General features: G+C 72.7%; 19 protein-coding genes and 1 CRISPR repeat array. Of the genes, 10 read left to right on the forward strand and 9 right to left on the reverse strand.

Translation table 11 applies throughout. From position 1 onward, the window contains the following. Positions 1-48: 48 nt before the first annotated feature. Complete coding sequence (locus tag ACFRFC_RS10245; protein ID WP_382684067.1) at positions 49-1,443, forward strand: trehalose-6-phosphate synthase; 1,395 nt, start codon at positions 49-51, stop codon at positions 1,441-1,443. Positions 1,444-1,788: 345 nt separating this feature from the next. On the opposite strand, the gene otsB is transcribed toward ACFRFC_RS10245, so the two are convergent. From otsB to ACFRFC_RS10260, 3 genes are read right to left on the reverse strand one after another with little or no spacing between them, the layout of a single operon-like run. After that, complete coding sequence (otsB, locus tag ACFRFC_RS10250; protein WP_382684065.1) at positions 1,789-2,646, reverse strand: trehalose-phosphatase; 858 nt, start codon at positions 2,644-2,646, stop codon at positions 1,789-1,791. Positions 2,647-2,685: 39 nt separating this feature from the next. Then, positions 2,686-2,976, reverse strand: coding sequence for a DUF3263 domain-containing protein (locus ACFRFC_RS10255; RefSeq protein ID WP_382684063.1), 291 nt, complete (start codon positions 2,974-2,976; stop codon positions 2,686-2,688). Positions 2,977-3,016: 40 nt separating this feature from the next. Continuing rightward, the gene (locus tag ACFRFC_RS10260; RefSeq protein WP_382684060.1) at positions 3,017-4,288 is read right to left on the reverse strand and encodes an ABC transporter substrate-binding protein; all 1,272 of its coding nucleotides are present in this window, start codon (positions 4,286-4,288) and stop codon (positions 3,017-3,019) included. Between the two features lie 110 nt (positions 4,289-4,398). On the opposite strand from ACFRFC_RS10260, the gene ACFRFC_RS10265 reads away from it, so the two are divergent. The 3 genes from ACFRFC_RS10265 (at position 4,399) to ACFRFC_RS10275 (ending at position 7,599) form a co-directional block, all read left to right on the forward strand. Next, positions 4,399-5,340 (forward strand): ROK family protein, encoded by a 942-nt coding sequence (locus ACFRFC_RS10265; protein WP_382684057.1) that lies wholly within the window; start codon positions 4,399-4,401, stop codon positions 5,338-5,340. Further along, a complete protein-coding gene (nagA, locus tag ACFRFC_RS10270) occupies positions 5,340-6,545 on the forward strand; it encodes an N-acetylglucosamine-6-phosphate deacetylase (protein ID WP_382684054.1) in 1,206 nt (401 codons plus the stop codon). Before ACFRFC_RS10265 ends, nagA begins: the two co-directional genes overlap by 1 nt. Before the next feature lie 124 nt (positions 6,546-6,669). Continuing rightward, positions 6,670-7,599, forward strand: a complete 930-nt coding sequence (locus tag ACFRFC_RS10275) for a 1-phosphofructokinase family hexose kinase (protein WP_382684051.1) — start codon at positions 6,670-6,672, stop codon at positions 7,597-7,599. Between the two features lie 86 nt (positions 7,600-7,685). Here the strand turns inward: ACFRFC_RS10275 and ACFRFC_RS10280 are convergent, their stop codons facing one another. Both ACFRFC_RS10280 and cdgB read right to left on the reverse strand, forming a co-directional pair. After that, positions 7,686-8,630: a carbohydrate-binding protein gene (locus ACFRFC_RS10280; protein ID WP_382684049.1), complete on the reverse strand. Its 945-nt coding sequence runs from the start codon at positions 8,628-8,630 to the stop codon at positions 7,686-7,688. 131 nt (positions 8,631-8,761) lie between these two features. Further along, positions 8,762-10,429, reverse strand: a complete 1,668-nt coding sequence (gene cdgB / locus ACFRFC_RS10285; RefSeq protein WP_382684046.1) for a diguanylate cyclase CdgB — start codon at positions 10,427-10,429, stop codon at positions 8,762-8,764. A 632-nt stretch (positions 10,430-11,061) separates the two neighbouring features. Here cdgB and ACFRFC_RS10290 point away from each other — a divergent pair. Then, positions 11,062-11,580 carry a flavin reductase family protein gene (locus tag ACFRFC_RS10290; RefSeq protein WP_382684043.1) on the forward strand — a complete coding sequence of 173 codons (519 nt, stop codon included), beginning with the start codon at positions 11,062-11,064 and terminating at the stop codon, positions 11,578-11,580. Between the two features lie 17 nt (positions 11,581-11,597). Here ACFRFC_RS10290 and ACFRFC_RS10295 read toward each other — a convergent pair whose 3' ends face one another. Both ACFRFC_RS10295 and arfB read right to left on the reverse strand, forming a co-directional pair. Continuing rightward, a complete protein-coding gene (locus ACFRFC_RS10295) occupies positions 11,598-12,476 on the reverse strand; it encodes a sigma-70 family RNA polymerase sigma factor (RefSeq protein WP_382684040.1) in 879 nt (292 codons plus the stop codon). Positions 12,477-12,580: 104 nt separating this feature from the next. Beyond that, on the reverse strand, positions 12,581-13,018 hold the full coding sequence (gene arfB / locus ACFRFC_RS10300; RefSeq protein WP_382684487.1) for an alternative ribosome rescue aminoacyl-tRNA hydrolase ArfB: 438 nt from the start codon (positions 13,016-13,018) through the stop codon (positions 12,581-12,583). Positions 13,019-13,324: 306 nt separating this feature from the next. Between arfB and ACFRFC_RS10305 the strand changes: the two genes are divergently transcribed. After that, a complete protein-coding gene (locus ACFRFC_RS10305; RefSeq protein WP_382684037.1) occupies positions 13,325-13,900 on the forward strand; it encodes a TerD family protein in 576 nt (191 codons plus the stop codon). Positions 13,901-14,352: 452 nt separating this feature from the next. Next, on the forward strand, positions 14,353-15,309 hold the full coding sequence (locus ACFRFC_RS10310) for a GNAT family N-acetyltransferase (RefSeq protein ID WP_382684034.1): 957 nt from the start codon (positions 14,353-14,355) through the stop codon (positions 15,307-15,309). A gap of 36 nt (positions 15,310-15,345) precedes the next feature. On the opposite strand, the gene ACFRFC_RS10315 is transcribed toward ACFRFC_RS10310, so the two are convergent. Next, positions 15,346-16,755, reverse strand: a complete 1,410-nt coding sequence (locus tag ACFRFC_RS10315; protein WP_382684031.1) for a M1 family metallopeptidase — start codon at positions 16,753-16,755, stop codon at positions 15,346-15,348. Positions 16,756-16,793: 38 nt separating this feature from the next. Between ACFRFC_RS10315 and ACFRFC_RS10320 the strand changes: the two genes are divergently transcribed. Then, complete coding sequence (locus tag ACFRFC_RS10320; protein ID WP_382684028.1) at positions 16,794-17,294, forward strand: hypothetical protein; 501 nt, start codon at positions 16,794-16,796, stop codon at positions 17,292-17,294. Positions 17,295-17,561: 267 nt separating this feature from the next. On the opposite strand, the gene ACFRFC_RS10325 is transcribed toward ACFRFC_RS10320, so the two are convergent. Then, entirely contained in the window at positions 17,562-18,350 is a 789-nt protein-coding gene (locus ACFRFC_RS10325; protein ID WP_382684025.1) for a pentapeptide repeat-containing protein, read from the reverse strand. Positions 18,351-18,494: 144 nt separating this feature from the next. Between ACFRFC_RS10325 and ACFRFC_RS10330 the strand changes: the two genes are divergently transcribed. Both ACFRFC_RS10330 and ACFRFC_RS10335 read left to right on the forward strand, forming a co-directional pair. Further along, positions 18,495-19,676, forward strand: coding sequence for an NAD(P)-binding protein (locus tag ACFRFC_RS10330; protein ID WP_382684022.1), 1,182 nt, complete (start codon positions 18,495-18,497; stop codon positions 19,674-19,676). Between the two features lie 282 nt (positions 19,677-19,958). After that, positions 19,959-20,939, forward strand: a complete 981-nt coding sequence (locus ACFRFC_RS10335) for a zinc-binding dehydrogenase (RefSeq protein ID WP_382684020.1) — start codon at positions 19,959-19,961, stop codon at positions 20,937-20,939. 48 nt (positions 20,940-20,987) lie between these two features. Beyond that, positions 20,988-21,564: direct repeats of the CRISPR family, unit length 28 nt; unit sequence GGACCACCCCCGCGTGTGCGGGGCCGAC. The last annotated feature ends 391 nt before the right edge of the window (positions 21,565-21,955 follow it).

Here is a 21,955-nt window from a genome sequence, read left to right on the forward strand (position 1 = left end):
GCAGAACCGTACGTTTGAGCGTTTACGGCTCGGGCTAGGTTGAGGCGTATGGCTGCAACCTTCGGCGCTGCTCGGGTCCTGGTCGCCTCCAACCGCGGGCCCGTCTCCTACGAGCAACGCGACGACGGCACGCTGCACGCGAAACGCGGGGGCGGCGGGCTGGTCTCCGGGCTGTCGGCGATCGGCCCCGAGGCGGACGCCCTGTGGGTGTGCTCGGTGCTCGGCGACGGCGACCGCGAGGCCGTGCGGCGCGGGGTCGGCGAGCCGGGCGTACGGATGCTGGACATCCCGGCGGACGTGCACGCCGACGCGTACAACGGCATCGCCAACTCGGTCCTGTGGTTCGTCCATCACATGCTGTACCAGACCCCGCTGGAGCCGGTCTTCGACGCGGAGTTCCGGCGCCAGTGGACGTCGTACGAGAGTTACAACCGTGCCTTCGCCGAGGCGCTGGCGGCGGAGGCGGCGCAGGGGGCGGCGGTCCTGGTCCAGGACTACCACCTGACGCTGGTCCCCGGGCTGCTCCGCGACCTCCGCCCCGACCTCCGCATCAGCCACTTCTCCCACACCCCCTGGGCGCCGCCGGAGTACTTCCGGATGCTGCCGGACGACATCGCCGGGCAGGTGCTGCGCGGGATGCTGGGCGCGGACCGGCTGGGCTTTCTCACCCGGCGCTGGGCGGACGCCTTCACGGCGTGCTGCGAGGCGTTCACGGGCGGGCTCGGGGACACCGAGGTGGGGGTGCACGGCCTGGGCGCCGACGGGGACTTCCTGCGGCGGCGCTCGCACGAGGACGACGTGGAGCGGCGGATGGGGGTGCTGCGGGAGGAGATCGGCGCGGGGCGCCGGGCGATCGTCCGGGTGGACCGGACCGAGCTGTCCAAGAACATCGTGCGGGGGCTGCTGGCGTACCGGCAGCTCCTGGACGACCACCCGGAGTGGCGTGAGCGCGTCGTCCACGTGGCGTTCGCGTACCCGTCCCGGCAGGATCTCGCGGTGTACCGGGACTACATGGCCGAGGTGCGGCGGGTGGCCGGGGAGATCAACGCGGGGTACGGCACGACGGGGTGGACGCCGGTCGTGCTCCACCTGGAGGACGACTTCGCGCGCTCCCTCGCGGCGTACCGGCTCGCCGATGTGGCCCTGGTCAACCCCATCCGCGACGGCATGAACCTGGTCGCCAAGGAGGTGCCGGTCGTCTCCGACGAGGGGTGCGTGCTGGTGCTGTCGCGGGAGGCGGGGGCGTGGGAGGAACTGGGGGAGGACGCGGTGGGGGTGAACCCGTACGACGTGTGCGGGACCGCTGCCGCGTTGCATGCGGCGCTGGTGATGAGCGCGGGTGAGCGGGCCGAGCGCACGAAGCGGCTGGCTGCCGCCGGTACGGCCCTGCCTCCGGCCCGCTGGTTCCTGGACCAGCTGGAGGCGCTCCGGGCGGGGGCCTGAGGGTGGGCGGCGGGGTGCGGGTGCCCTCCGGGCGGGGAGGGGTCTGACGGTGCGCGGCCAGGTGCGGGTGCGTGGGGGCTGGTCGCGCAGTTCCCCGCGCCCCTGAGGGGGCGGAGGATACGTAGTCGGGTGCGGGTGCGTGGGGGTTGAGCGCGCAGTTCCCCGCGCCCCTGGGGCGTTGCGGCCGAGGCTGGCTTGTCTGGCGAGGACCTCACCGACGGTCCTGGTGAACGCGCTCCACCCCAACCCCCTAGGGGCGCGGGGAACTGCGCGACCAGCCACCCACCACCCGCACCCGGCCAAACACCTCCGCCACCCCCCACAACAGCCGCCCCCCAGCCGCGCTCAGCGAATCACCCCCGCCACCCCCCACAGCAACCGCACCACCCCCGCCGGACCCTCCACCACCACATCCGCCCGTTCCCGCAGCTCGGGGACCTCGTCGCTGGCGCTGCACACCAGCAGGCCCGGGGTGCCCGACGCGCGGAGGGACTCCACCGCGGCGTACGCCGGGAGGTCGCCCAGGTCGTCGCCGGCGTAGAGCACGCACTCGGCGCCCACCTCACGGACGTACTCGCGCAGGGCCACGCCCTTGTCCACGCCCGGCGGACGCAGTTCGAGGACGTAGCGGCCGGGCTCGACGATCAGGGCGTGGCGGGTGGCGAGGTCGGTCAGGGGGGCGCGCAGGGCCTCGAAGGCCGACTGGGGGTCCACCGCACGCCGGGTGTGGACCGCCACGGCACGGCCCTTGTCCTCGATCCACGCGCCCCCGGCCGACGAGCCCGCCGCCGCCAGCACCCCCGGCAGCTCCGCCCGCACCGCCGCGATGCCCGCCGGCGGCTCCGGCGCCGTCAGTTCCCCGCTCGCCGCGTCCCACCGCTCCGCCCCGTACTGCCCGAGCACGACGAGGTGCTCCAGCCCCGCGACCCCGCCGAAACCCCCGTACCGCACCGCCACCTCCGCCGGGCGCCCGGTGATCACGGCGATGGAGGCGACCTTCGGCGCGAGGGCCGTGAGCGCGCGGACCGCGTCCGGGTGGGCGCGGGCCCGCTCCGGGTCGGGGACGATCGGCGCCAGCGTGCCGTCGAAGTCGAGGGCGATCACCGCGGATCGTGGCTTGGCCAGCAGCGTGTCGAGACCGAGCCGCCCGGCCTCGGTCACCGGCGTCGGAAGATGGTTCGCGTCACTCTCGTGGCTGCCCATGCCCCGACCCTATCCACGCCCCCGGCCCCCGCCCACACCTCACCGCTCGCCGCGCCGCGCCTGGCGCACCCGTCGGAGCCGGTTGACCGTCACCGCGTCGTGCTCCAGGGCTCTGGCATCGTCCAGGAGGGCGTTGAGGAGCTGGTAGTAGCGGACCGGGGCCAGGCCCAGCTCCTCGCGGATCGCCCGCTCCTTCGCACCCGGCCCCGCAAAGCCCCGGCGCTCCAGCGCGAGGATGCCCCGCTCCCGGCTGCCCAGAGAGTCAGGAGGGTCAGGAGGGTCAGGAGCATCCCTGGGGGCCTGCGCGTCCCGTTCCCGTTCCCGTTCCATGTCGAGAACCGTAGCCGCCCCCACTGACAGACACCCCCGCCTACCCGGCCGCCGTCCCGCTCTCCGCCCGCATCGCCGTCGCCTGCAATTCGCCGAGGACCACCGACGGGCTGCCGTCCGGGTTCGCCGTGGTGCCGATGCTCTTCTTGACCTCGGCGCTGACCGTCGCCCAGGACGTGCGGCTGACCGGGTACAGCTCGGACAGGGGCAGTTCGTCGAGGAAGGGCTTGAGGTCGGCGTCCTCCTCGGCCGCGGTCATGACCTCGGAGGCGGAGTCGGTCACCGGCAGCAGGTCGTACCGGCGGGAGAAGTCGAGGACGTTGCGCTCGCTGTACACGAAGTTGAGGAACTCGCCGATCTGGTCCTGGTGGCCGTTCTCCTTGAAGGCCATCATCCAGTCGGCGACGCCCATGATGGCCTCGCTCTCGCCGTCGGCGCCGGGCATCGGCACCATGCCGAACTCGACGCCCTGGTCGGTGGCCATCTTCATCAGGGAGGGGTGCCCGTTGAGCATCCCGACCTCGCCGGCGGCGAACGCCTCGAAGGCGTCCGCGCGGTTGAGTTCGCCGGGCGCGACCGGCCCGGTCAGGCCCTCGCCGACGAGTTCGTCCCGCAGCCAGGTGAACGTCTCGACGTTCTCGGTGGAGTCGATGGCGTAGGAGCCGTTGGTGTCGACATAGCCGCCGCCCCCGCTGAGCAGCCACTGGAGGGTCTCGGCCTGGGCCTCCTCCGCGCCGAGCGGCAGCGCGTACGGGGTGGTGACGCCCTCGTCCTTCAGCTGCCGGGCGTTCTCGGCGAGTTCCTCCCAGGTGGTGGGCGCGGTGATGCCGGCCTGCTCGAAGAGGGTCTTGTTGTAGAAGAGCAGCCGCGTGGACGCCGCGAACGGCATGCCGTACTGCACGCCGTGCACCTGCCCGGCGAGGGCCAACTGGTCGGCGAAGTCCGCCTGGACGGGTATGGAGAGCAGATCCCCGGCCCGGTAGAGCAGATCCTGGTCGGCGTAGTCGGCGTAGGCGCCGATCTGGGCCAGGTCGGGCGGGGTGCCGGCGTCGACCAGTGCCTTGACCTCGCGGTCGACGTCGTTCCAGGAGTAGACGCGGACATCGACCGTCACGTCGGGGTGGTCCGCCTCGTAGCGCTGGACCAGGTCCGCCCAGTACGCCTGGGAGCCGTTGGCCTCGTTGTCGCCGTAGTCGGCGGCGATCAGGGTCAGGGTGACATCGCCCGAGTCGCCGACACCGCAACCGCCCAGGCCCGCCGTCAGGCCGAGGGCGGACATCATCGCGATCATTGCCGTTCTGCGCCGCTGCATCGCTCCGGTCCCACCCTGTTCGCTTGTTTTGCTCGTCCGGTTGACGAATCAAGGTCTACACCACGTGAATGGACTAGACCTCTCAGGGTATACGGGTCACACTGTCCCCCGTGAGACACGTCATCGCCCTCGATGTGGGCGGCACCGGGATGAAAGCCGCCCTGGTCGGGGCGGACGGCACGCTCCTGCACACCACGCGCCGGGCGACCGGCCGCGAACGCGGACCAGAGGCGGTGATCGAGGGCATCCTCGACTTCGCCGCCGAGCTGCGCGCGTGCGGGGAGGAACGGTTCGGCGAGCCCGCGCGGGCCGCCGGGGTCGCGGTGCCCGGGATCGTCGACGAGGCCGAGGGCATCGCCGCCTACGCGGCGAACCTGGGCTGGCGGGACGTGCCGCTGCGCAAGCTGCTCACCGACCGGCTCGGCGTGCCCGTCGCCCTCGGGCACGATGTGCGCGCCGGCGGGCTCGCCGAGGGCCGGATCGGCGCGGGCCGGGGCGCGGACCGCTTCCTGTTCGTGCCGCTGGGCACCGGGATAGCGGGCGCGATAGGCATCGACGGCCGGGTCGAGGCGGGCGCGCACGGCTTCGCGGGCGAGATCGGCCATATCGTCGTACGCCCCGGCGGCACCCCCTGTCCCTGCGGGCAGCACGGCTGTCTGGAGCGGTTCGCGTCCGCCGCCGCCGTCAGCGAGGCATGGGCCGCGGCCGGCGGGGACCCGGACGCGGACGCCGCCGACTGTGCGAAGGCCGTCGAGGCGGGCGACCCGCGGGCGGTCGAGGTCTGGCGGGAGGCGGTCGACGCGCTGGCCGACGGCCTGGTCACCGCCCTCACCCTGCTGGACCCGCGCACCCTGATCATCGGTGGCGGCCTGGCCGAGGCGGGGGAAACGTTGTTCTCACCGCTGCGGGACGCCGTCCGGCAGCGGGTCACCTTCCAGAAACTGCCGGCGATCGTGCCGGCGGCCCTGGGCGACACGGCGGGGTGCCTGGGCGCGGGACTGCTGGCCTGGGATCTGCTCACCACCACTGACCACAAGGAGGAATCGGCCTGATGGCAACCGCCCCAGGGGCGCGGGGAACCGCGCGTACCACCCCGACCGGCCCGCAGCCGCCGCACCACGTCCAGGTCCTCACGGGCGCGCGGGTCGTCCTGCCGACCGGCGTGGTGGACGACGGCTCGGTGACCGTCCAGGGCGACCGGATCGCCGCCCACGCCCCGGACAGCGCCCCCCGCGTCGATGTGTCGGGCCACTGGCTGGTCCCGGGCTTCGTCGATCTCCACAACCACGGCGGCGGCGGTGCCTCCTTCACCTCCGGCACGGTCGAGGACGTCCTCAAGGGCATCCACACCCACCGGCTGCACGGCACCACCACCCTGGTCGCCTCCACCGTCACCGGCGAGCTGGACTTCCTCGCCCAGCGCGCGGGCCTGCTGTCCGAGCTGGCCGAACAGGGCGACATCGCGGGCATCCACTTCGAGGGGCCGTTCATCTCGCCGTGCCGCAAGGGCGCGCACTCCGAGGAACTGCTGCGCGACCCGGACCCGGCGGATGTGCGCAAGCTGATCGACGCGGCGCGCGGCCGGGCCCGGATGGTCACGCTGGCGACCGAACTCCCCGGCGGCCTGGACTCCGTACGGCTGCTCGCCGAGCACGGTGTGATCGCGGCCATCGGGCACACGGACGCGACCTACGAGCAGACGGTGGAGGCCATCGACGCGGGCGCGACGGTCGCCACCCACCTCTTCAACGCCATGCCGGTGCTCGGCCACCGCTCCCCCGGTCCGATCGCGGCCCTGCTGGAGGACCCGCGGGTCACGGTCGAGCTGATCAACGACGGTACGCATCTGCATCCGGCCGCGCTGGAGCTGGCGTTCCATCACGCGGGCGCCGACCGGGTCGCCTTCATCACCGACGCGATGGACGCGGCCGGTTTCGGCGACGGCCGCTACATGCTGGGCCCGCTGGAGGTCGAGGTCAGCGAGGGCGTGGCCCGGCTGGTGGAGGGCGGCTCGATCGCCGGGTCCACCCTCACCCTGGACCGTGCCTTCAAGCGCGCGGTGACCGTCGACCGGCTCCCCGTCGAGGCCGCCGTGCAGGCGCTGTCCGTCAACCCGGCCCGCCTCCTGGGCCTGTCCGACGCCATCGGCTCCCTGGAGCCCGGCAAGTACGCCGACCTCGTCCTGCTGGACGACGACTTCGACGTACGGGGCGTGATGCGGCACGGCGAGTGGATCGTGGCGCCCCAACTGCCCTGATCCCTCCCGCGATCCACGGGACGGCGACCGGTCGCGGGGCTGGGCCGGTCGCCGTCTCTTTGGCATGATCGGGACGAAGGCACGTACGGCAAGCGCATTCGTCTCCCGGGGGAGGTCGTGCCAGGTGATCCTCACCGTCACCCTCAACACCGCGCTCGACCTCACCTACCGCGTCCGGTCCCTGCGGCCGCACGGCTCGCACCGGGTCACGGAGGTGATCGAACGACCGGGCGGCAAGGGCGTGAACGTCGCCCGGGTCCTTTCGGCCCTCGGCCACGAGGTGACGGTCACCGGCTTCGCGGGCGGCCCGACCGGCCGCGAACTCCAGGACGCCCTCACCACCGTCCCCGCCCTCACGGACGCCCTGATACCCGTGTCCGGCCCCACCCGCCGCTCCATAGCCGTCGTCGACGAACACACGGGCAACACCACCCGGTTCAGCGAACCCGGCCCGCCCATCACCCCGCAGGAGTGGTCCGCCTTCCAGGAGGTGTACGAGGATCTCCTCGCGTCCGTCTCGGCGGTGGCCCTGTGCGGCAGCCTGCCCCCGGGCGTCCCGGTCGGCGCCTACGCGGCCCTCATCCGCGCCGCACGCGCCCTGGCGGTCCCGGTGCTGCTGGACACCGGCGGCGAGCCGCTGCGCCGGGGCATCGCCGCCCGCCCCGATGTCGTCAAGCCCAACGCCGGTGAACTGGCCGAGCTGACCGGCTCCCACGAGCCGCTGCGGGCCACCCAGGACGCCCGGCGGCGCGGCGCCCGCGCGGTCGTCGCCTCCCTGGGCGCCGACGGGCTGCTGGCCACCACGTCCGAGGGCCGCTGGCGGGCCACCGCCCCGGCCCGGATCCACGGCGATCCGGCCGGCGCCGGGGACTCGGCGGTCGCGGGCCTGGTGTCGGGTCTGGTCGAACGGCTCCCGTGGGCCGACCGGCTCGCCCGCGCCACCGCACTCGCCGCCGCGTCCGCGCTCTCCCCGGTGGCGGGCGAGTTCGACCGGGCGGCCTACGAACGGCTGCGCGGCCGGGTGACGGTGACGCGCGAGGCCGGGGCGGCGTGAGGGCCGGGCGCGGGCGTCACGGCGGCGGGGTACGAGGGCCGGGCGCGGGCGTCACGCCAGCGGGGTACGAGGACTGCGTACGGGGGTCAGCCCTCGACCTGGCCCTGCTTCAGCCAGAGCTGGTCGAGCAGGACATCGCACTTGTCGCCGGTCTCGCAGGAGATGGAGAGGGTGTTGGTGCCCTTGTTGAGGGTGGGCCAGGCGTAGGTCTCGGTCCAGCCCTCGGCCGGGTCGTCGGAGCCGGTGAAGTTGGAGAGATTGAGCTTGCTGCCGAAGGGCTTGCCGTTGACGTTGAGGGTCATCGACTGGTCGTCGCCGACGGCGCTGTACCGCGCGAAGACGGTGTACGTGCCGTCCTCGGGGATGCCGTTGACGGTCCAGGTGACCGAGGAGCCGACCTGGTTGAGCCCGGTCACATAGGTCCCGCCGTCCGACTGGGCGCCCGCGACGTCCGAGGCGGTCGTCGCCCCGCCGCCGGGCTGGAGCGTCTGGGCGTCGACGAGCGGAAGCTCCTCCTCGGTGGCCGTGCTCTCCTGCGTCGAGGGGCTCGGGGCGCCGCTGGACTCCTCCTGCTGACTGGGCGTGGAGTCGGCCTGGGAGTCGCCGCCCGGCTCCTCGTCGCCGCCCAGCATGGCCACGCTGATGCCGATGACGACCGCGGCGACCACCGCGATCGCGCCGATCAGCAGCCCCTTGGTGTTGGGGCCGCGGCCCCGGCCGCCGCCCCCGCCGCGCGCCTGCTGCTGCGGGGCGGTGGGAGCGCCGCCCGGGAAGGTCTCCGGCGCGGCGTAGTGGGCGCTGGGCTGCCTGCCGTAGGCGCCCTGCTGGGGCACCTGGCCGTACTGCGGGGGCGCGGCCGGTGTCTGCTGGCCGTACTGGCGCTCGCCGACCGTGCGCACTCTGTTGACCGAGCCCGGATAGCCGTAGCCGCCGGACGGCGGCTGGGCGCCGTTGGCCTGCCCGTCGGCGTAGAGGTAGCCGAACGGGTCGTCGTCCTCGGGCGTGCTCGCGCCGTTGTTGCCGGGCGTCATCCCTAGGTACTCCTCAACAGGTGCGAAAGGAACGGTAGGACAGCGGTGCGGGGGGAGTCAGAAAACGAGCCTACCCCGATCGCGTGGCCCAAACGGGTGACTCGTCCCGCCTCACACCACTGACCTGCGGATCATCCCGCGCGCCTGTGCTGTTTGGGACGAGATCGTTTCTCGACGTACATCCGTTCGTCCGCGGACTTCAGCACCTCGTCCGCCGTCATCCCGCAGTGGGCCCACCCGATGCCGAAGCTGGCGCCGACCCGGACGGCCCGTCCCTCGGCACGGATCGGCTGGATGATCTCATTGCGCAACCGTACGGCGAGATCCTGTGCGTCGGCCCTGCCCAGACCGTCGGCGAGGATCACGAACTCGTCCCCGCCGAGCCGGGCGACCGTGTCGCCGTCACGCACCTGGCGCGAGAGGCGCCGGGCGACCTCGATGAGGACGGTGTCGCCCGCGTTGTGCCCGAACCGGTCGTTGATCGACTTGAAGCCGTCGAGGTCGCAGAAGAGGACGGCGAGGCCCTTGGTGCCGTCGTCGTGCTCGTTCTCCGGGGCGACGGTGTGCACATGGTGGTCGTAGCCGTCGAAGGCGTCGGCCGTGGCGTCCGGGCGGTAGTCGAAGCCGTGGCCGTTGGCGTCGAAGGCGGGGTGGCCGTAGGCCGCGTCCATGGCGTCGACATCGCTGGGGTGGGCGGCCTGCGGGCGGGCGCACAGCCGGGCGGAGAGCCGGGAGCGCAGCTCGGCGGAGTTCGGCAGGCCGGTGAGCGAGTCGTGGGAGGCGCGGTGGGCGAGTTGCAGCTCGCGGCGCTTGCGCTCCTCTATGTCCTCGACGTGGGTCAGCAGGAACCGCGGCCCGTCGGCGGCGTCGGCGACCACGCTGTTGCGCAGGGAGACCCAGACGTAGGTGCCGTCGCGGCGGGTCAGGCGCAGTTCGGCGCGTCCGCCCTCGGCGGAGGTGCGCAGCAGGGTGCCGATGTCCTCGGGGTGGACCAGGTCGGAGAAGGAGTAGCGGCGCATCGCGGAGGCGGGGCGGCCGAGCAGCCGGCACAGCGCGTCATTGCTGCGCAGTACGCGTCCGTGCTGGTCACCGCCCATCTCGGCGATGGCCATACCGGACGGCGCGTATTCGAACGCCTGGCGGAAACTCTCCTCGCTGGAGCGCAGCGCCTGCTGCTCGCGCTCCAGCCTGACCAGTGCCCGCTGCATATTCGCGCGTAGACGCGCGTTACTGATGGCGATGCCTGCCTGGAAGGCGTACATCTGGAGCGCCTCGCGGCCCCAGGCGCCGGGCCGGCGGCCGTTGCGGGGCCGGTCCACGGACAGGACGCCGATCAGTTCGCCGGAGCCGCCGCCGCTCTGCGGGCCGGAGACATACATCGGGGCGAAGAGCCGGTCGGCGGGGTGCCACTCGTCCTCGAAGCGCGGCTCGGGGCCGTCGGTGTGCCACTGCGGGACGTCGTCGTCGTCGAGGATCCAGCCCTCGGTGTGGGGGATGAACACCAGGTCGCCCCACGCCTGGCCCATGCCCAGCCGGCGCTCCCAGGAGGCGCGGGGCCCCACCCGGCCGGTGATCAGGGCCTCGGCGGCGGGGTTCCCGGAGAAGGCGGCGACGACCAGATCGCCGTCCGGCCGGACCAGGTTCACACACGCCATTTCGTACCCGAGGGCGCTGACGACTCCGTCCGAGACGGTCTGCAAGGTGTCCGCCAGGCTGCGGGCCGTGTTCATGTCGGCCATGCCCTGGTGCAGTTGCCGCAGGGACGCAAGACGGACGTAGGGCTCCGACTCGGTCTCCATGCTCGCCTCCCCCCGAGACCTCGCAGCGAATCAAGGGTTTCTCCGGCGTACGTCGCGTGCTCCTGGTCAGGCGCCCGCGGTGTACCTCGGTGTACTTCGGTGTGCTTCTGGTATTGCTGGTGCTGCTGGTACTGCCAGTACTGCTGGTGCTTCTGGTACTGCTGAGCGCTTCTGAATGTTTCTGGATGGTTCCGGATACTTCCGGAGCCTCCGGCGTACTCCTTCAGCCTCCCCGCCACTGAATCACAGCGCGCTGCCCACTCGGTACACAGGGTCAACAATTAGTCGGTCTTGTGACTCAAGTCACAGCGAAACCTGAACAATTGCGTCAGGTTTCGCTCATTTCCCTATGCTTTTCCTGAACGCAAACTTTGTATCTATGTGCGCCGTTGTCTGCTCCCCGGTTGAGGGGTTGGCAGGGCCGAGGGGGCAGAGCCCGGACGCCGTCGGCCGGTCCTAGGACCTCGCACCCGGTCCCGTCTCGGGCGGAGGTCCGATGCGGGGGCCGTACGCCGGAGACTAGCGTGCGGGGCGTGCAGAACTCCGTCCCCTCCGCTTCCGTCCCGGTCCCCGCCAGCCGGACCTCCCCGTTCCCACCCGTCACGGCGGGCGGCGCCGGGCATGCTGAGGGGGTGAGCAACGACGAGTTCCGCGCCGCCCTGTCCCGCCTCGCGGCCGGTGTGGTCCTGGTGACCGCGCGGGAGGCGTCGCTCGACCCGGACGACCCGCGGGCGCCGGTGGGCGAGGACGTGGGCATGACCGCGACGGCCTTCATGTCCGTCTCCCTGGACCCGCCGCTGGTCCTGGTGAGCCTGCGCGAGGGCTCCCGCATGGACGACCTGCTCGCCGAGCAGCCCCTGTGGGCGGTCTCCGTCCTCACCGAGAGCCAGCGCCACATCGCCGGCCGCTTCGCCATGAAGGGCCGCATCAGCGACCGGCTGCTCTTCGAGGACATCCCGTACGCCCGGGGCACGGTCACCGGCGCCCCCCTGGTGGGCGGCGCCCTGGCGACCCTGGAATGCCGGACCGAGCAGCGGGTGACGGCCGGGGACCACACCCTGGTCATCGGCCGCGTCCTGACGGCGGAGGTGCCGAGCGCGCAGGGGCGCCCGCTGGCGTATTTCCGGGGGCGGTACCGGCAGTTGGGGTGAGCGGGGGTGGGCCGGCGTCAGGGGGCGATGTCCAGCTCCACCTCCAGCCGGTCCAGCCGCTCGCGGGTGGTGACGATCTCGATGACGGCGATCCGGTCCCGTACGAAGGTGAAGGACAGCGCGCGTCGCACCTGGCCGGTGCCGGAGAGCACCACGGCACCCACGGCCCCGTCGACGAGGGCGGGCCGCACGGTCCCGACGTGGGGCGCCACGCTCGACGCGCCCCGGGCGACCGCGTGGGCACCGGCGGTCACGCTGTTCTCGCCGCGGGAGACGACATCCGGGTCGAGGACGGCGAGCAGTCCCTCGAAGTCGCCCTCGCGGGCGGCGGCCAGGAACGCCGACACGATGCGCCGCTGCCGCGCCAGATCGGCGTCCGGTTCGGGCGCCCCCCGGACCCGGCGCCGGGCCCGGCTGGCGAGCTGGCGTACCGCCGTCGGCGTACGGTCCACGATCGTGGCGACCTCGTCGTAGGGGACGGCGAACATGTCGTGCAGGACGAAGGCGAGCCGTTCGGCGGGGGTCAGGGTCTGAAGGACGACGAGCAGGGCGGCGCCCACCGAGTCGGCGAGCAGCGCGTCCTGCTCGGGGCCGGCGGCGGGCGCGGCGGGCGCGGGCATTCCGGCGTCGAGGGCGGCGTCCAGCGAGTGCTCGGCGCGGTGGCGGTGCGAGCGCAGCATGTCGAGGCAGACCCGCCCGACGACGGTGGTCAGCCAGCCGCCGAGATTGCCGACGGCGGTGGTGTCGCTGCGGCTGTAGCGGATCCACGCCTCCTGCACCGCGTCATCGGCCTCGGCGGGCGAGCCGAGCATGCGGCGGGCGACGGCCCGCAGATGCGGGCGGTGCGCCTCGAACCGTGCCGCGCGGTCGGCCGCGTGGGAGTCCTTCTCACCCATGGGCTGCTGCCACCGTCCTCAGGTCGGTCGGGACTTTCGCAGCGTTGACGGGTGGGGGCCGGAATATGTGACACGGGTGCGGTCGCGGACGGGCTCACGGGGGGCTACGTCCAGTCCCGCCCGTCCCTCCCCCGCTTGGTCTGGGACCGCTGCTTCTTCTCCCTCAGCCGGCGCTCGTTGATGCCGCGCGGGATGCGGGTGGGGCGGCGGGGCTTGGGCGGGGGCGCGGTGGCCTCGGCGAGGAGCGCCGTGAGGCGTACGGCGGCGGTCTCGCGGTTGCGCCACTGGGAGCGGTGCTCGGAGGACCGTACGGAGATCACCCCGTCGACCAGCCGGCCGGCGAGCCGCTCCAGCGCGCGGGCCTTCCAGACCTCGGGGAGCGCCTCGGTGGTGGCGAGGTCGAAACGCAGCTCGACCTGGGAGTCGGTGGTGTTGACGTGCTGGCCGCCCGGCCCGGAGGACTTCGAGAAACGCCACATCAGCTCGGCCTCGGGGAGCGAGACGGAGCCGCGGACGATGTAGGGACCGGACATGACATCTATGGTCGGGGGTGGACCGGTGGGAGTCACGCGAATATCGGCTCGGGTATCAACTCGGGCATCGGCTCTGGTATCGGCTCGGGCATCGGCTCCGGGCATCGGCTCCGGGCCGTGATTTCCATGATTTTCCGGACCGCCGTCGCCCGGGAGGTGGACTCGCGTCCGGCCAAAAGGTAAAGAAAGTAAAGCGACCCGCGTGGCGCGGGAACCTGTGGGACCCCTCTCCGCGTTCATAGGGGTAGCTGTAGCTTCGTGCCGTACGAAGCCTCAGAGGCATAGCGCACGTATCGAGGGAAGGAACTCCCGACCATGGCTGTAAGCCTGTCCAAGGGTGGCAACGTCTCGCTGAGCAAGGAGGCTCCGGGCCTGACGGCCGTCACCGTGGGCCTCGGCTGGGACGTCCGTACCACCACCGGCACCGAATTCGACCTGGACGCGTCCGCGATCGCGGTCAACCCGCAGGGCAAGGTCTACTCGGACGGCCACTTCGTCTTCTTCAACAACAAGCAGACCCCGGACAACACGATCGTCCACACGGGCGACAACCGCACGGGTGAGGGTGAGGGCGACGACGAGCAGATCAACGTCAACCTCGCCGGCCTGCCGGCCGATATCGACAAGATCGTCTTCCCGGTCTCGATCTACGACGCCGAGAACCGCTCGCAGAACTTCGGCCAGGTCCGCAACGCCTACATCCGCATCCTCAACCAGGCCGGCGGCACCGAGATCGCCCGCTACGACCTGTCGGAGGACGCGGCCACGGAGACGGCGATGGTCTTCGGCGAGCTGTACCGCAACGGCGCCGAGTGGAAGTTCCGCGCGGTGGGCCAGGGCTACGCGTCGGGCCTGGCGGGCATCGCCCAGGACTTCGGCGTGAACATCTGAGGCTGACGCCAAGGATCTGACCTACGCGGTCAAAGAGGCCCCCGGTGAGGTGATGGGGGCCTCTTTCCGTTGCCGGGATCCCGGCAACGTCGCGGGGTTCACGTCCGGGCGGAGGGGGCTTGCGCGCTGCTGTCGGTTTCTTCGCAGTCGGCGGCCACGCCCCCGGACCGGTCGTACGGTCGCGAGGGCCTGCCCGCGACTCAGCGTGCCGGCACGGAAGCCCCCTTGGCGGTGACGGAGGTGTCAGGGGTCCAGGGCTTGAGGGAGTTGAACGACCGGCGGCCGGGCGGGCCACCTCGGCCCGCGCCGCACAGGCACGTTCGACCAGCCGTCCCCTCATGAGGGCCGGGGTCGCGGGACGGCGGCTTCGGAGGCGGTGGCCAGGTGACGGAGGACCGGACGGCGGCTGCCGGGTCATGCCGCCCGGGCCGCCGTGGCATTACGTTTGACCCATGATCATCGAATCCCTCCCGGTCAGTGCCGACCGGGACATTCCGGCCGCCGTGCTGACCGAGATCACCGCGCTCTACGCCGCGAACCGGGAGTTCCAGGCGCTCAGCGGGGACTTTCCGGAGCCCGATGACATCCGGCCCGAGCAGGTGGCGGCGGTGCTGGCGGATGAGCTGGCGCAGGCGGGGGCGGAGGTGTTGCTGGCGCGGAGCGAGGGGCGGCTGGTCGGGATGGTGATCACCTTGGCCCGGCATCCGGATCCGGCCGACCCCGATCCCTGGATCGGGCTGCTGATGGTGGACGCCGGGGTGTGGCGGCAGGGGTTCGGGCGGCGGATCGCGCGGGCCGTCGAGGAGCGGTTCCGTGCCGAGGGGCGTACGGGGGTGCGGCTTGCCGTGCTCGACGGCAACACCAAAGGGCTCGCCTTCTGGATCGCCCTCGGGTACCAGGTCATCGACCGGCGGCCCGACCGGCAGTTCGGCAGGCCCTGTGCCGTGCTGCGGCGCACCCTGCGGCTTCCCCGCCGCGCCGCCCGGGTCGCCGTCGTCGACCCCGAGGGCGCGGTCCTGCTCTTCCGGTACGACAACGTCGAGGTCGGCGTCCACTGGGCGCTGCCCGGCGGCGGGCTGGAGGCGTGGGAAGGGCCCCGCGAGGGAGCCCTCCGTGAACTGCGCGAGGAGACCGGCTGGACCGACCTCCTGCCGGGGCCGCTGCTGTGCACCTGGGAGCACGACTTCACCCACAACGGCATCCCCGTCCAGCAGCACGAGCAGGTCTACGTCACCCCCGGCCCGCACCGCGAACCCACCGGGCCGTACCTCGCCGCCGCCCACGCCGCCGACGGCATCCTCACCTGGCGGTGGTGGAGCCGCGAAGAACTCGCCGCCGCTGCCGAGCCGGTGTGGCCGCCGGATCTGGCTCGGTTGCTGGACGAGTGGGAGGGCGGCGGTGGCGCCTAGGCCGCCTTCGTCATGCCGGGCCGCCTCCCTCGTCGGTCACGGCCGGCCGGGTTTCCCCTCCCCGTACAGCCAGTCCTTCCAGATGGGGGCCAGATCTTGGTCCGGGGCTGCCAGGCTTTGCGCGTAGCGCATGAAGTCCTCCGTGTCCGCCGTCGCGTGGCGGTGGGTGCCCGGCCAGTCCCGCAGGAGGGTGTCGAAGACCTTGTCGCCCAGCGCCCCGCGGAGTTTGTGCAGGACCATCGCCGCGCGGTCGTACACCGGGCGGCCGGAGATGTCCGCCGCGCCCGGCGGATTTCCGGGTGGGAAGGACCAGACGGCCTTGTTGTCGGCCGGGTCGGGGTAGTACGTGTCGGCGTACAGGGCGTCGAAGGTCTGCTGGGCGGTCAGACCGCCCTGGTCCTCCTCCCACAGCCACTCCGCGTACGTCGCGAACCCCTCGTTGAGCCACATGTCCCGCCAGGTCTTCGGCGAGACCGAGTTCCCGTACCACTGGTGGGCCAGCTCATGCACCAGCAGGCGGGTGGTGGGAGCGCCGGGGAAGACCGGGCGGTTCTGGGTCTCCAGGGCGTAGCCGAGCGCTCCCGCGCGGTCGACCACAGCCCCGGTGGAGGAGAAGGGGTACGGCCCGAAACGGTTCTGCGACCACTCCAGCACCTCCGGGACACGGGCCAGCACCGCACGGCTCGCTCTCGTCTCCGCCGGGTCGACGGCCGTGTACACCGGGAGGCCGTCCCGCGTCGACGTCCGGCTCACCTCGTAGCGGCCGATCGCGACCGTCGAGAGGTACGAGGCCATGGGCTCCGCGGTGCGCCAGGTGAAGGTGGTGCGTCCCGCTGCCGTGCGCTCCGCCGCCAGCTCGCCGTTGGAGACCGCCGTCAGGCCCTGCGGGACCGTCACCGTGATGTCGTACGTCGCCTTGTCGGAGGGGTGGTGGTTGCCCGGGTACCACGCCATCGAGCCCACCGGCTGGCCCAGCGCCAGCGCCCCGTCCTCGGTCGGCAGCCAGCCCTCCTTCGAACCGTCCGGGTCGGTGATCGTCTGCGGCTCGCCCGCGTAGCTGACCGCCACCCGGAAGTCGGCGCCCTTGGTGAGGCCGCCGGGCGCGACGACCGTCAGTTCCTGGCCCGAGCGCTCGAAGCCGGCCCGCTTCCCGTCCACCTCCACCGCCTCCACCGTCATGCCCTTCAGGTCCAGATTGAACGCGGAGAGGTCCTCCACCGCCCTCGCCGTCAGCAGGGCCCGGCCGGTGAGGTGGCGGTCGTCGGGGGTGTAGGCGAGGTCCAGCGCGTAGTGCGTGACGTCGTAGCCGCCGTTTCCCGCCTTCGGGAAGTACGGGTCGCCCGCGCCCGAGCCGCCCCGGGCGCCCGGTTCGCCGTCCGTCGTGACACACGCCGTCAGGGTGAGGGCCAGGGCCAGGTGAGGGACAACCAGCGCGAATCGGGGCACGTCCGCGATCCTATGGCGGCCGTGACACCATCACCTCCGTGCTCGACATCGGCTACGCCCTCTCCAATCGGTTTCCCGACCCCCCGCAGACCGACTACCGGCGCGCCGATGTGCACGCGCTGCGGCACGATCTGTTCTGCGGTGACGTCTATCTCGCCGACACGGAGACGGACCGGGAGATGTCCACCGCCTGGGGATGGGTGCCGGTGCTCGACTTCGCCTGGGCGCTGTGCGACATCGTGGAACGGATCGACCGCGACCCCGCCGGCTCCCGCGCCGCCCGCCCCCAGCACGCCGAGCTGGACTTCACCGAGTCCACCGACCGGCTGTTCTTCGAGCGCCGCTTCGGCTGGGTGGACATCGACGCCGACTGGATGGCGGCCGACGAGCACCCGCTGAGCTTCTCCCACACCGAGCTACGCCGCGAGGCCCGGGACTTTCTGCACGACCTCCTCGCCGACCTGATCGACCTGCACGACGACCTCGGCGAGAACCCGGCCGTCTGGACGCTCCAGGCCCGCTTTCCCCGCGTCTCCTGAGCCGGGTTGTCCTGCGTCCAGCGGATGCCTCCTGCGTGGAGTGGATGCCGTCCTACGTCCAGCGGATGCCGTCCTAGGTCCAGCGGATGCCGTGCGTGGGCGCGGGTGCCGTGCGTGGGCGCGGGTGCCGTGCGTGGGCGCGGGTGCCGTGCGTGGGCGCGGGTGCTGTAGGTCGAGCGGGTGCGGTGCGTGGAGCGGGTGCCCTACGGGGGAGCAGCCGTCGCCGTACGTCACCGCAGCGCCGCAGCCTCAAACCGCCGCCGCCCCTCACAGCACCCGGATTCCCAGCTCCGCCGCCAGCACCGGGGCCAGGTCCAGCAGCTGGCTCGGCGAGATCACCGCCCCGGCCAGCCGGTCCACGCCTCTCGCGATGTCCAGCGAGACCACGCCCCGCAGATCCACGTCCGTGAGCGTCGCCGCGCTGAAGTCCGCCCCCTTCAGCGTGCAGTCGACGAACTCCACCCGCTCCAGCCGCGCCCCGCCGAAGTCCGGCTCGACCAGCACACACCCCTCGAACACCACGTCCTTCAGCCGGGCCGTGCGGAAATTGGCGTAGTCGATCTTCCCGCCCCGGATCAGCACCCGCTCCAGCACGGACCCGTGCAACTGCACCCCGCCCAGCCGCGCGTCCCGCACCTCCACGTCCCGGAGCGTCGACTCCGCGAGATTCGTGCCGACCCCGCGCGGCCCGGACAGCACCGAGTCCAGGAACCGGGCGCGGTGCAACCGGGTCTCGTCCAGCGCGCACCCCGTCAGCGCGCAGTCCATGAACCGGGCCCCGCCGCCGTCCTCCCCCGCGAAGTCGCCGTCCTGGAACTCCACCCCGTCGTAGTCCCCGTCCGGCTCCAGCCCCTGGCCCTCGTACGGCTCCAGCGGAGGGAGCCGCACCTCCGGGCGCCGGGCGGGCTTCACCCGCGTCTCCCTCGCCCCCGGTGCCTCCCGCGCCCCACGACCGCCCCCGGACGCACCGGCATCAGCACCCGCGCCCACACCAGGACCTGGACCTGGACCCGGACCCGCCCCACGCACTCCACCCGCCGCCGCTCGCCTCACCATCCCCCCATCCTGCACCCCACCACTGACAATCCCCCTGACCTGCGGAAACGGCCGATCCTGAGACCCGTTCCCCACCCGATGTCACATTCCGGGCCACCCGACGGTCGTACACACAACACCCCCGACCCGAGGGAGAGCACGCCCATGGACCGCATCACCGTCATCGGCGGCGGCTTCGCCGGACTGACCGCCGCGATCACCGCCGCCGAGGCGGGCGCCGACGTCACCCTGCACGAGGCCCACCACACCCTCGGCGGACGGGCCCGTACCGCCGAGGGGGCGTACCGGACGAACGACGGCCCGCACGCCCTCTACAACGGCGGCCCGCACTGGACCTGGCTGCGCGAGCGCGATCTGATCGGGCCGCTCGCCGCGATCCCGCCGCTGGAGGGGGCCCGGTTCCGGCTGCGGCACCACGGACGGCTACGCCGCACCCCGCCCTTCGCGATGCTCAGGCTGCTGCGTCTGGGCGCCCACCAGGCCCCGGTCGATGTCGATTTCCGGACCTGGGCCGGTGAGCGGGTCGGTGCGGAGGGTGCCCGTGCCGCCGCGCACTACGCCGCCGTGGCCCTCTTCCACCACGACCCCGGCGCGTTGTCCGCCGCGTTCGTGCAGGAGCGGCTGCGCCGCGCGACCAAGCTGCCGCCCGAGGCGCACTACCCGTGCGGCGGCTGGGCCACGATGATCGACCGGATGGCCGCCCGCGCCTGGAACCTGGGCGTCCGGGTGGAGACCCTCTCCCGCGTCGACACCCTGCCCACCGGCACCCCCGTCATCGTCGCGACCTCCCTCGCCGCCGCCCGCCGCCTAGTCCAGGACCCCTCGCTGACCTGGACCGGCGGTCGCACCGCCCTGATCGATCTGGCGGTACGGACCCGGCGCGGGGACCCGTTCATCGTGTCCGACCTGGACGCGCCGGGCTGGCTGGAACGGTTCACCGCGCAGGACCGCACCCTCGCCCCGGCCGGTGAGCAGCTGATCCAGGGTCACATCCCGATCGGCCCCGAGGAGTCCCGCGCCGACGGCATCGCCCGTGCCGAACAACTGCTCGACCTGGCCTTCGAGGGCTGGCGCGAGCGCGTGACCTGGCGGCGCGAGGCCCTGGCCAACGGCCGTACGGGGGCCGTGGACCTGCCCGGCACCAGCTGGCGGGACCGGCCCGCCGTCGACCGGGGCGCCGGGGTCTATCTGGTGGGCGACGAGGTGGCCGCGCCGGGCGTGCTGTCGGAGGTGTCCTTCACCAGCGCCCTCACGGCGGTGTCGCTGGCGCTGGGCCACCGTGCGCGGGGCGGTCCCGGCACCACGCTTGACCTGAAGCAAGCTTGAGGTTGAAGAGTGGGGGTGTCGGGAGGGAGTCCGCGGCACACACGCCGTGGCCCGGCCCGGCCCAGCCAGGCCCGGCTCATCCCAGCCAAGCTCAGCCCTGCTCAGCCCAGCCCGGCTCAACCCGGCTCAACCCAGCCAAGCTCAGCCCAGCCCGGCTCAGATCAGCCCGGCTCAGCCAGGCTCAGCCCTGCTCAACCAGCCCGGCTCAGCCCTGCTCAGCGCAGCTCAACCCAGCCCGGCTCAACCCAGTCGGCCCGCCCACTCATCCCACGGGGAGCCCCCATGCACGCCATCCGTCTGCACACCTTCGGCCCGGCCGAGAACCTCACCTACGAGCAGGTCGCCGACCCGGTCCCCGGCCCCGGCCAGGTCCGTATCGCCGTGGCGGCGGCCGGGGTGCACCTGCTGGACACCGCCCTGCGCGAGGGCATGCAGGGGCCGCTGCCCCAGCCGACCGCGCTGCCCACCATCCCCGGCCGGGAGGTCGCCGGGACCGTCGAATCACTCGGCGACGGGGTCGCCGACCGGTGGCTCGGCAAGCGGGTCGTGGTGCACCTCGGCTTCGCCCCCGGCGGGTACGCCGAACTGGCCGTCGCCGATGTCGACCGGGTCCACGAGATCCCCGCGAACCTCGACGCGGCCGAGGCCGTCGCCATGATCGGGACCGGGCGTACGGCGATGGGGATCCTGGGGTTCGCCGAACTGGGCCCCGACTCGGTGATCGTCGTCCCGGCCGCCGCCGGAGGCATCGGCACGCTGCTGGTGCAGTACGGCAAGAACGCGGGCGCCACCGTGATCGGCCTGGCAGGCGGCCCGGAGAAGGTCGCCCGGGTCGCGGCGAACGGCGCCGATCTCGCCGTCGACTACAAGGACCCCGGCTGGCCGGCCAAGGTCCGCGCCCACCTCGGCGGCCGGCAGGTCACCCACGTCTTCGACGGCGTCGGCGGCGACGCGGCCCGCGAGTCGATCGCGCTGCTGGCCCCCGGCGGACAGCACATCGTCTTCGGCTGGTCCTCGGACGGGCCGGATCAGGGCGAGCCGTATCTCGTCGAGGGCGTCTCGGAGGAGGTCCTCGGCCCGGCGATGATGCGGAAGGCGGGCGGCGCCAACCCCATCCGCACCCTCGAACTGCGCGCCCTCGCCGAGGCCGCCGCCGGCCGTCTCGTCCCCGCCGTCCAGCGCTTCCCCCTCGCCGAGGCCGGCGCCGCCCACCGCGCGCTGGAGACGCGGGGGACGATCGGAAAGGTCGTACTGGAACCGTGACCGGCCCCCGGACGGATCAGGAACCGTGACCGGACCCCGCCCGATCCCATCCCATCTGCCCCTGCGCGGGGCCGACGTGGAGATGCCGGTGAAGCGGGAGGTCCCCACCGGAACACCCCCGCGTGCGCGGGGCCGACGCCGGGCGGCCGGTGCCGGCCGAAGCGGTCGCGGGACCACCCCCGCGTGTGCGGGGCCGACAGGACGCGACGGTAGGGAGCGCCGTACGTACGGGGACCACCCCCGCGTGTGCGGGGCCGACCTTGGGTTTGGGGGTCCACTCGACGTAATGCTCGGACCACCCCCGCGTGTGCGGGGCCGACGTTCTACAAGCTCGGCGGACCCCTCGGCGGCGCGGACCACCCCCGCGTGTGCGGGGCCGACAGCGGGACCCCGCCCTGCCACAGGTCCCACCGCGGACCACCCCCGCGTGTGCGGGGCCGACGGTGGCCTCGGTCTTGACCGTGGTCTCTGCGGCGGACCACCCCCGCGTGTGCGGGGCCGACAGGTCGGCGGCCTGCTTCGCTGCCTTCCGCTGGGGACCACCCCCGCGTGTGCGGGGCCGACGGATCCGCAAGGCACTCATCCATCTCCTCGCGAGGACCACCCCCGCGTGTGCGGGGCCGACACTTTCTGACCTGCGTTTCTATTCGGGAGGAGCCCCGTTTTCATTCAGTGGGATCGGGCTGAGGCCCCGGTCGGGATGCGTCAATGGATGGCGAGTATGCACAACTATGTCCAATCCCCCGCTCGTTGTCGTTTCGGGGCGGGCCGCGCCAGTCTAGGAGTGCTCGGATTGCGACGCGCCGGTGCTGGTGTCGCAGTCCGGCAGGACGAGTACCCGTTCAGCGGGGCATCCGTCCGCCCATTCCGCCCACACCTCGCCTCTGGTCGGGTTGTCCAGCGCCCACGTCACGGTGGGGGCCGGTCGGGTGTTCCTCCCGCAGGCAGCGCAGCAGGGTGTGTATCCAGAGGCGGGGGTCGGCGGTGTCCGGGATGCGGGCCGGCATGAGCGCCAC

Source organism: Streptomyces sp. NPDC056734 (assembly GCF_042790455.1).
Lineage (GTDB): Bacteria > Actinomycetota > Actinomycetes > Streptomycetales > Streptomycetaceae > Streptomyces.